This is a genomic window from Rhodanobacter thiooxydans (genome assembly GCF_021545845.1).
In the GTDB taxonomy this organism is placed as follows: Bacteria; Pseudomonadota; Gammaproteobacteria; order Xanthomonadales; family Rhodanobacteraceae; genus Rhodanobacter.
On the sequence record NZ_CP088923.1, the window covers coordinates 3,977,317 to 3,985,884 of the forward strand.

General features: G+C 68.2%; 7 protein-coding genes. 3 read left to right on the forward strand and 4 right to left on the reverse strand.

Going from position 1 to position 8,568, the window contains the following annotated elements; translation table 11 throughout:
- Positions 1-109 precede the first annotated feature (109 nt).
- Positions 110-1,756: a phosphoglucomutase (alpha-D-glucose-1,6-bisphosphate-dependent) gene (gene pgm / locus LRK53_RS18085; RefSeq protein ID WP_027491607.1), complete on the forward strand. Its 1,647-nt coding sequence runs from the start codon at positions 110-112 to the stop codon at positions 1,754-1,756.
- Between the two features lie 179 nt (positions 1,757-1,935).
- The gene (gene tkt / locus LRK53_RS18090) at positions 1,936-3,996 is read left to right on the forward strand and encodes a transketolase (RefSeq protein WP_027491608.1); all 2,061 of its coding nucleotides are present in this window, start codon (positions 1,936-1,938) and stop codon (positions 3,994-3,996) included.
- A gap of 90 nt (positions 3,997-4,086) precedes the next feature.
- Here tkt and LRK53_RS18095 read toward each other — a convergent pair whose 3' ends face one another.
- Positions 4,087-4,842, reverse strand: coding sequence for a Bax inhibitor-1/YccA family protein (locus LRK53_RS18095; protein ID WP_027491609.1), 756 nt, complete (start codon positions 4,840-4,842; stop codon positions 4,087-4,089).
- Between the two features lie 123 nt (positions 4,843-4,965).
- Here LRK53_RS18095 and hemC point away from each other — a divergent pair, with 123 nt between their 5' ends.
- Positions 4,966-5,883 (forward strand): hydroxymethylbilane synthase, encoded by a 918-nt coding sequence (hemC, locus tag LRK53_RS18100; protein WP_027491610.1) that lies wholly within the window; start codon positions 4,966-4,968, stop codon positions 5,881-5,883.
- A 144-nt stretch (positions 5,884-6,027) separates the two neighbouring features.
- On the opposite strand, the gene yidC is transcribed toward hemC, so the two are convergent.
- From yidC to rpmH, 3 genes are all read right to left on the reverse strand, one after another.
- The gene (gene yidC, locus LRK53_RS18105; RefSeq protein WP_027491611.1) at positions 6,028-7,758 is read right to left on the reverse strand and encodes a membrane protein insertase YidC; all 1,731 of its coding nucleotides are present in this window, start codon (positions 7,756-7,758) and stop codon (positions 6,028-6,030) included.
- Positions 7,759-7,822: 64 nt separating this feature from the next.
- Entirely contained in the window at positions 7,823-8,227 is a 405-nt protein-coding gene (gene rnpA, locus LRK53_RS18110; RefSeq protein ID WP_027491612.1) for a ribonuclease P protein component, read from the reverse strand.
- Positions 8,228-8,241: 14 nt separating this feature from the next.
- A complete protein-coding gene (gene rpmH / locus LRK53_RS18115; protein WP_008438884.1) occupies positions 8,242-8,376 on the reverse strand; it encodes a 50S ribosomal protein L34 in 135 nt (44 codons plus the stop codon).
- Positions 8,377-8,568: the final 192 nt, after the last annotated feature.

The window sequence follows — 8,568 nt, forward strand, 5'->3', positions numbered from 1 at the left end:
AGGAGCGCACCCTGTGCGCGATGCTCTTGGGTTCCCAGGCGAAAGGCATCGCGCACAGGGTGCGCTCCTACAAGCATCTGCACACTTACCGAAAATTTTTCGAGAGCCCATGAGCCAGAAGATCAGCCCCCTCGCCGGCAAGCCGGCACCCCAGTCGATCCTGGTCGACATGCCGCAACTGCTGGCCGCCTACGCGGATCTGAAACCCGACCCGTCGGTGCCGGCGCAGCGGGTGGCCTTCGGCACCTCCGGCCATCGCGGCAACTCGTTCGAGCGCAGCTTCAACGAGGCGCACATCCTGGCGATCAGCCAGGCGATCTGCGAATACCGCCAGGGCAAGGGCATCGACGGCCCGCTGTTCATCGGCGCCGACACCCACGCACTGTCGCAGCCTGCGTTCGAGAACGCGCTGGAGGTGCTGGCCGCGAACGGTGTGCAGGCGATGATCTCCAGCGGCGGCGAGTACACGCCGACGCCGGCGGTGTCACACGCGATCCTCGTCCACAACCGCGGCCGCAGCTCGGGTCTCGCCGACGGTATCGTGATCACGCCCTCGCACAACCCGCCGGACAACGGCGGCTTCAAGTACAACCCCACCAACGGCGGCCCCGCCGACAGCGACATCACCAAGTGGGTGGAGAACCGCGCCAACGCCCTGCTCGAAGGCGGCCTGAAGGACGTGCGGCGGATGCCGTACGCGCAGGCGCGCAAGGCGGCCGGCACGCACGAGCACGATTACCTCAATGCCTACGTCGCCGACCTGGCGAACATCGTCGACTTCGACGTCATCCGCGGCGCCGGCGTGCACATGGGCGTGGACCCGCTGGGTGGTGCCGGCGTGCACTACTGGGCACCGATCGCCGAGCGCTACAAGCTCGACCTCACCGTGGTCAGCGAGACGGTCGACCCGCAATTCGCCTTCATGAGCGTGGACTGGGACGGCAAGATCCGCATGGACCCCTCGTCGAAGTACGCGATGCAGCGGCTGATCGGCCTGAAGGACCGCTACGACGTGGCGTTCGCCTGCGACACCGACCACGACCGCCACGGCATCGTCACCCGCAGCAGCGGACTGATGGAGCCGAACCATTATCTGTCAGTGCTGATCGACTACCTGTTCCGCCATCGCCCGCAGTGGGGCGCGCACGCGGCGGTGGGCAAGACCGTGGTCAGCACCGCGCTGATCGACCGCGTGGCGAAGCGGCTGCAGCGCAAACTCTATGAAGTGCCGGTCGGCTTCAAGTGGTTCGCACCCGGCCTGTTCGACGGCTCGCTCGGCTTCGGCTGCGAGGAAAGCGCGGGCGCCTCGCTGCTGCGCCGCGACGGTACGGCCTGGGTCACCGACAAGGATGGCCTGGTGCCGGCTCTGCTGTCGGCCGAGATCACCGCGCGCGGGGGCAAGGACCCGGGCGAGCTGTATGCCCGACTGACGAACGAACTCGGCAAACCGTTCGCCAGTCGCGTCGACGCCGCGGCCACGCCGGCGCAGAAGGCGAAGCTGGCGAAGCTGTCGCCCGACCAACTGAAAAGCGACCGGCTCGCCGGCGAGACCATCGAGCAGGTGCTGGACAAGGCGCCCGGCAACGGCGCGGCGATCGGCGGGATCAAGGCGATCACCGCCAGCGGCTGGTTCGCCGCGCGGCCGTCCGGCACCGAAGCGATCTACAAGGTCTACGCCGAAAGCTTCAAGAGCCAAGAGCATCTGCAAAGCCTGCTTGCCGAAGCGCAGCAGATCGTCGACACCGCGCTGGCCTGAATGCAGGCTTGGGCCTCCCGGACGACGTCATTCCCGCGCAAGCGGGAGGCGCTTTATCAACAGCGAAGCTGGTCATCCAGCGACTTCAAGGCCGTCGGCAAGGAGAGAGACACTGGATCCCCGCTTGCGCGGGGATGACGACGGTTTCCTCGCACCATTCCCTCACACCGGAGAACGCCATGTCCCACGACCTCGACCAGCCATGCATCGACCTGCTGCGCTTCCTGTCGGTGGACATGGTGCAGAAGGCCAACAGCGGCCACCCCGGCCTGCCGCTGGGCGCCGCGCCGATGGCGTACGCGCTGTGGACGCATCAGCTGAAGCACAACCCCGCCAATCCGCACTGGCCCGACCGCGACCGCTTCGTGCTGTCCGCCGGCCACGGCTCGGCGCTGCTGTACAGCCTGCTGTTCGCCACCGGCTACGACCTCACGCTGGACGACTTGAAGCAGTTCCGCCAGTGGGGCAGCAAGACGCCGGGGCACCCCGAATACGGCCACACGCCGGGCGTGGAGATCACCACCGGCCCGCTCGGCCAGGGGCTGGCGAACGCGGTGGGCATGGCGATCGGCGAGGCGCACCTGGCCGCGCGCTACAACCGCGACAACCACACGGTGATCGACCATCGCACCTGGGCCATCGTCAGCGATGGCGACCTGATGGAAGGTGTGGCCAGCGAAGCCGCCTCGCTGGCCGGGCACCTGCAGCTCGGCAAGCTGGTGTGCCTGTATGACGACAACTACGTCACCCTCGCCGCCGGTACCGACATCACCTTCTCCGAGGATCGCGGCAAGCGCTTCGAGGCCTACGGCTGGCAGGTCATCCACGTGGCCGACGGCAACGACCTGGCGGCGATCGACGCCGCACTCGACGACGCCCGCGCCGACGCCACGCGGCCTTCGCTGATCCTGGTGCGCACGCACCTCGGCTACGGCTCGCCCGAGCAGGATACGTTCAAGGCGCACGGCTCGCCGCTGGGCGTCGAGGACGTCAGGAGAACGAAGGAGAAACTGGGCTGGCCGGTCGAACCGGACTTCCTGCTGCCGGCACCGGCGCTCAAGCACCTGCGCGAAGCGCTGGACCGCGGCGCGGAGGCCGAACGCGCCTGGAACAGCCGTATGGACGTCTATACCCAGGCCTTTCCGGAACTGGCGCGCGAACTGCTGGGCCGCCTGGATGGCGCGCTGCCGGTCGGCTGGGATGCGGACATTCCGGTGTTCTCCACCGACGCCAAGGGCCTCGCCACCCGCGTCGCCGGCGGCAAGGTGATGAACGCGATCGCGCCGAAGCTGCCCGCGCTGTGTGGCGGCTCGGCCGATCTCGATCCGTCCACCCACACCGCGCTGAAGGATCTGGGCGACTTCAATCCGCCGCTGCTGCGGGGCGAGGACGGCCAGGGATCCGACAGCGGCGGCTGGAGCCACGCCGGGCGCAACCTGCACTTCGGCGTGCGCGAGCATGCGATGGGCGCGATCACCAACGGGCTGGCCGTGCACGGCGGCTTCATCCCCTACGGCTCGACCTTCCTGATCTTCTCCGATTACATGCGCCCGGCGATCCGCCTGGCGGCGTTGATGGGCGCGCACGTAGTGCACGTATTCACCCACGACAGCGTGGCGCTGGGCGAGGACGGCCCCACCCACCAGCCGGTGGAACAGCTGGCCAGCCTGCGTGCGATCCCCAACCTCACCGTGATCCGCCCCGCCGACGCCAACGAGACCGCGGTGGCGTGGAAGGTGGCGCTGGAAACGAAGCGGCGGCCGGTGCTGCTGGCGCTGACCCGGCAGAACGTGCCCACGCTGGACCGCAGCCGCTACGCCAGCGCCGACGGCCTGCGCCGCGGCGCGTACGTGCTCCGCGACGCGCCGGACGGCAAGCCCGCGCTGATCCTTATCGCCAGCGGCTCCGAGATCGGCCTGATCATCGCAGCCGCCGAAAAACTGCAGGCCGACGGCATCGCCGTGCGCTGCGTGTCGATGCCGAGCTGGGAACTGTTCGACGCGCAGCCGCAGGCCTATCGCGACAGCGTGCTGCCGCCGGATGTTTCAGCGCGACTGGCGGTGGAACTGGGCTCCCCGCAAGGCTGGGACCGCTACGTCGGTGCGCGCGGCGACATGCTCGGCATCGACCACTTCGGCGCCTCCGCCCCGGCCGAGGTGCTGCTGCGCGAGTTCGGCTTCACGGTGGAGAACGTGGTGGCCCGGGCGAAGAAAGTGCTGAACCCCGCCAAAAACGTGTAGGAGCGCACCCTGTGCGCGATGCCCTTCGTCACGTGACGGAAGAGCATCGCGCACAGGGTGCGCTCCTACAACAACGGCCTTCGCTACCGCTCAGTTGCGCGACTGCAGTTTCGACAGCAGGCGCAGCAGCTCCAGGTACAACCAGACCAGGGTGACCACCAGCGCGAACGCGCCATACCACTCCATGTACTTCGGCGCGCCCTGCTGGGCGCCGGTCTCGATCAGGTCGAAGTCGAGGATCAGGTTCAGCGCGGCGATCACCACCACCACCGCGCTGAACGCGATGCCGACGCCGCTGCTGCCGTTGATGAAGCCGATCGAGTGGCCGAAGAAGCCCATTGCGAAGTTGGCCAGGTACAGCAGCAGGATGCCGCCGGTGGCCGCGGCGATGCCCAGCTTGAACTTCTCGGTGGCGCGGATCAGCCCGCTGCGATAGGCCAGCAGCAGCGCGGCCATGGTGCCGAAGGTCAGCCCCACCGCCTGCATCACGATGCCGGGGTAGCGCATCTCGAAGATCGCCGACAGCGCGCCGATGAACAGCCCTTCCGCCACTGCGTACAGCGGCGCGGTGAACGGCGCCCAGGTCTTCTTAAACACGGTGACCAGCCCCAGCACCAGGCCACCGATGGCGCCACCGAGCACCAGCGGCATCATCGCCGGCAGGCTGTCCGGACCGGCGAACCGGCTCCAGCTGACCATCGCGCCGACCAGCACCAGGAGCAGCAGCAGGCCGGTCTTGTTGACCGTGCCGTTGATCGTCATCGCCTGGTCGTCGCGCGTGACGACAGCGCCGCTGGCCGCGTCGAGGAAGGTGTTCTTGTTGAGCGCCGGATTGCCGCTTTGCATGATCTGCTCCCGTGGTTTGCCCTCATCGTAGCGGCTTTGCCGCCGTCCTGCGCCAATCTGCCGTTACGCCGCCTTGCGCAAACTACGCGACAATGAGGGCCCGTCGAACGCCGCGGAGCCCCAATGAACCCTTCCACCCTGCGCATCGCCACCCGCAAGAGCGCACTCGCGCTGTGGCAGGCCGAGCACGTCGCGTCGCGGCTGCGCGCCACGCATCCCGGGCTGGCGGTGGAACTGGTGCCCTTGTCCACCCGCGGCGACGAGATCCTCGACCAGCCGCTGGCCACCATCGGCGGCAAGGGGCTGTTCCTGAAGGAGCTGGAGGTGGCGATGCTGGAAGGCCGCGCCGACCTCGCCGTGCATTCGCTGAAGGACGTGCCGGCGCAGCTGGAGCCGGGTTTCGCGCTGCCGGCGATGCTGCCGCGCGCGGATGCCGCCGACGCGTTCGTCAGCAACCATTACGCCGACCTCGCCGCGCTGCCGCACGGTGCGCGCGTGGGTACTTCGTCGCTGCGCCGGCAGGCGCAGTTGCGCGCGTTGCGGTCGGATCTGGTGCTGCTCGACCTGCGCGGCAACGTGGGCACGCGGCTGGCCAAGCTCGATGCCGGCGCCTACGACGCGATCGTGCTGGCCTGCGCGGGGCTGGAACGCCTCGACCTGGCCGTGCGCATCCGCTCGCGGCTGGCCGCCCCGGACTGGCTGCCGGCGCCGGGCCAGGCGGCGATCGCGATCGAGGCGCGCGCCGACCAGCCCGGCGTGCTGGCGCTGCTGGTCGCGCTGGACGACGCCGACACCCGGCTCACGGTGAGCGCCGAGCGCGCGATGAACCAGGCGCTGGGCGGCAGCTGCACGGTGCCGGTCGGCGCGTGGTGCATGCTGGGCGAACACGGCCTGCACCTGCGCGGCCTGGTTGGCGACGCCGCCGGCGGCCGGCTGCTGCGCGCGGAGGCCAGCGGCCCCAGTGACCAGGCGCTCGCGCTGGGCCGGCAGGTGGCGGCCGATCTGCTGGCGCAGGGCGCGGCGGAGTTTCTCGGGATCTGAAAGACTATAGGAGCGCAGGCGGGTTCCTGGCGTAAACGAAGACGGCCGCGCGGTTGCCCGGCGCGGCCGCTTTTATCGGAGGTGCAGCCACCGATGGCCGCCCGTTTGACCTTGACGATCAGGGACGATCGCCAGAGTCGTCCATCAGGCGGCCTTCGGCGCCGCCGTGTCCTCGCGGTCGACGTGGTGGGTGATCCACCACTGCTGGCCGAGGCCGACGATGCCGTTGACCGCGTAGTACAGGCACAGGCCGGCAGGGAAGAAGGCGAACATCACGGTGAACAGCAGCGGCATCACCTTCATCATCTTCGCCTGGGTCGGGTCCATGCCCGCGGCGACCGGGTTCAGCCACTGCGTGCCCAGCATCACCAGCGCGTAGATGATCGGCAGGATGTAGAACGGATCGGGCGCGCTGAGGTCGGGGATCCACAGGAACGGCGCGTGACGCAGTTCCAGGCTGTACTCGAGCACGAAGAACAGGCCGTAGAACACGGGCAAGGTGATCAGCACCGGCAGGCAGCCGCCCATCGGGTTGACCTTCTCCTTCTTGTACAGCTCCATCATCGCCATCTGCATCTTCTGCTTGTCGTCGCCGTAGCGCTCCTTGAGCGCCTGCACGCGCGGCTGCAGCTTGCGCATGCGGGCGCTGGAGCGGTACTGGATGGCGGTGAGCTTCCAGCTCAGGCCCTTGATCAGCAACACCAGCAGGATGATCGCCACGCCCCAGTTCTTGGTGATGGCGTGGAACTGCGACAGCACCCAGTGCATCGGCACGGCGATGATCTTGAACATGCCATAGTCGATGGTGAGGTCCAGCCCCGGCGCCACCGCGTCCATGGTGCCCTGCTTGTTCGGGCCGACGTACAGGCGCGACTGGCTGGTCAGGCTCTGTCCCGGCGCCACGCTGAGTGCGGGGCCGACGGTACGGATCAGGTAGCGCGGATGCGCGCTGTCCGGGTTGATGGTCTGGGTGACGTACTGCTCGGTCTGGCCGGCCGGCGGAATCCAGGCGGTGACGAAGTACAGCTTCAGCATCGCCGCCCAACCGCCCTTGATCGAGGCGTTGAGCTGGTCCTTCGGTTCGGCGAAGTCCTTGAACGTCAGCTTCTCGAACTTCTCGCCGGTATACCAGGCGGCGCCCTGGAAGCTGCGGATTTCCGGGTTGGTGTAGTTGGCCAGCCAGTTGCCGGCTTTCGGCCGCTCGACCCGCAGCAGCTGCTGGTAGGCGTTGCCATGCCAGGCGGTGGCGCTGCCGTTGTCGATGCGCTGGCTCACGCCAATCACGTAGCTGCCACGCCTGAAGGTATATGTCTTGGTGACCTTGAGGCCGGCGGCGTCCTGCCAGGTGAGATCGACCTTCAGCTCATCCTGGCCGTCGGCCAGCGCGTAGGCGGTCTGCTCGGCGTGGAACAGCGCCAGGTGGTTCGGCTGATCGGCCGGCGCGCTGTCGCTGCTGCTGACCAGGCCGTTCTGGGCAACGGAGTAATGCGCCTCGTCGCCGGACAGCAGCACGGTCGGCGGCGGGTTCGGTGCCTTGTGCGTGCGCGGCGCCTGCGGGTAGGCCAGCAGGTCGGCGTGCACCAGGCTGCCGCCGCGGGGGTCCACGCTCAGCTTCAACACGTCGGTGGTGACGGTGATCAACTGCGCCGGCGCGGCAGCGCTCTGGCCGCCATCCGCCATGGCGGCCGGGGAGGGAGTGGACTGGGTGACGGTGGGGACCGCACCCGGCACGCTGGCATCGGCCGACGAAGCGGCGGCGGTGCTGGCAACCTCCGGTGGCGGCGCCTTGGGGCCGTAATCCTTCTCCCAGGCCAGGAACAGGAAATAGGCCACGGCCAGCAGGGCGAACATGAGGAAGGTGCGCGTTTGATTCATCGCGTAGCAGATCCGGGTAACGCCACGACACGTGTCCACGCCGCGGAGACAGGAAGGGAAAAGGTCAACGCTCGATTGTGCGGGTGTCGCCGGCGGGCTTCAATGGCCCGGACGTTGCGGCATGGCCGGCCTGCAGTTTTTTCCACAGGCCGTCGAGTTCGGCCAGCAGCTGCGGCCCGGGTACGCCGGCAGCCTGTTCGCGCGCCATCACCATCATGTCGACCGCCGGCAGCCGGTGGCGCACGCGCCGGAACGACTCGCGCAGCAGGCGTTTGATCCGGTTGCGTTCGACCGCGCGCTTGGAGACGCGCTTGGAAATTGCCAGGCCGAGCCGGGCATGGTCGAGGCCGTTGTCACGATAGCGCATATGAAAACAGCGGCCGCCTGCGCGTCCGCTGCTGCTTCGCAAGGCGGCAAAGTCACCCGGCCGACGTAACCGCGCTTCGCGCGGCAGCTCGGCGTTGGCCATGACGCTCGCGCCGATTACGGGATCAGGCGCTTGCGGCCCTTGGCGCGACGGGCGCTGAGGACTTTGCGGCCGTCGGCGGTGGCCATACGGGCACGGAAACCGTGCGTGCGAGCGCGCTTGAGCTTGCTGGGCTGGAAGGTCCGCTTCATGGGTTGCTCCGAAGGGAATGTGGATAAAAAGGTTGGAAAGTATGTGGGCTAGCCGTTGCTGCTGTCAAATGACCGTAGTCGGCACGCTGTGGATACCGGTGTGGATATGTGGCGGCCGAGGGTGCGGGGGAGGCTGCTAGACTAGCCCATCACCCCGCGCGCAAGCGCTTCGAAGCTGTGGTTGATTTGTCC

Coding starts and splice junctions, on each gene's coding strand:
- pgm (WP_027491607.1), top strand. CDS start 110: ATGAGCCAGAAGATCAGCCCCCTCGCCGGCAAGCCGGCACCCCAGTCG.
- tkt (WP_027491608.1), top strand. CDS start 1,936: ATGTCCCACGACCTCGACCAGCCATGCATCGACCTGCTGCGCTTCCTG.
- LRK53_RS18095 (WP_027491609.1), bottom strand. CDS start 4,842: ATGCAAAGCGGCAATCCGGCGCTCAACAAGAACACCTTCCTCGACGCG.
- hemC (WP_027491610.1), top strand. CDS start 4,966: ATGAACCCTTCCACCCTGCGCATCGCCACCCGCAAGAGCGCACTCGCG.
- yidC (WP_027491611.1), bottom strand. CDS start 7,758: ATGAATCAAACGCGCACCTTCCTCATGTTCGCCCTGCTGGCCGTGGCC.
- rnpA (WP_027491612.1), bottom strand. CDS start 8,227: ATGGCCAACGCCGAGCTGCCGCGCGAAGCGCGGTTACGTCGGCCGGGT.
- rpmH (WP_008438884.1), bottom strand. CDS start 8,376: ATGAAGCGGACCTTCCAGCCCAGCAAGCTCAAGCGCGCTCGCACGCAC.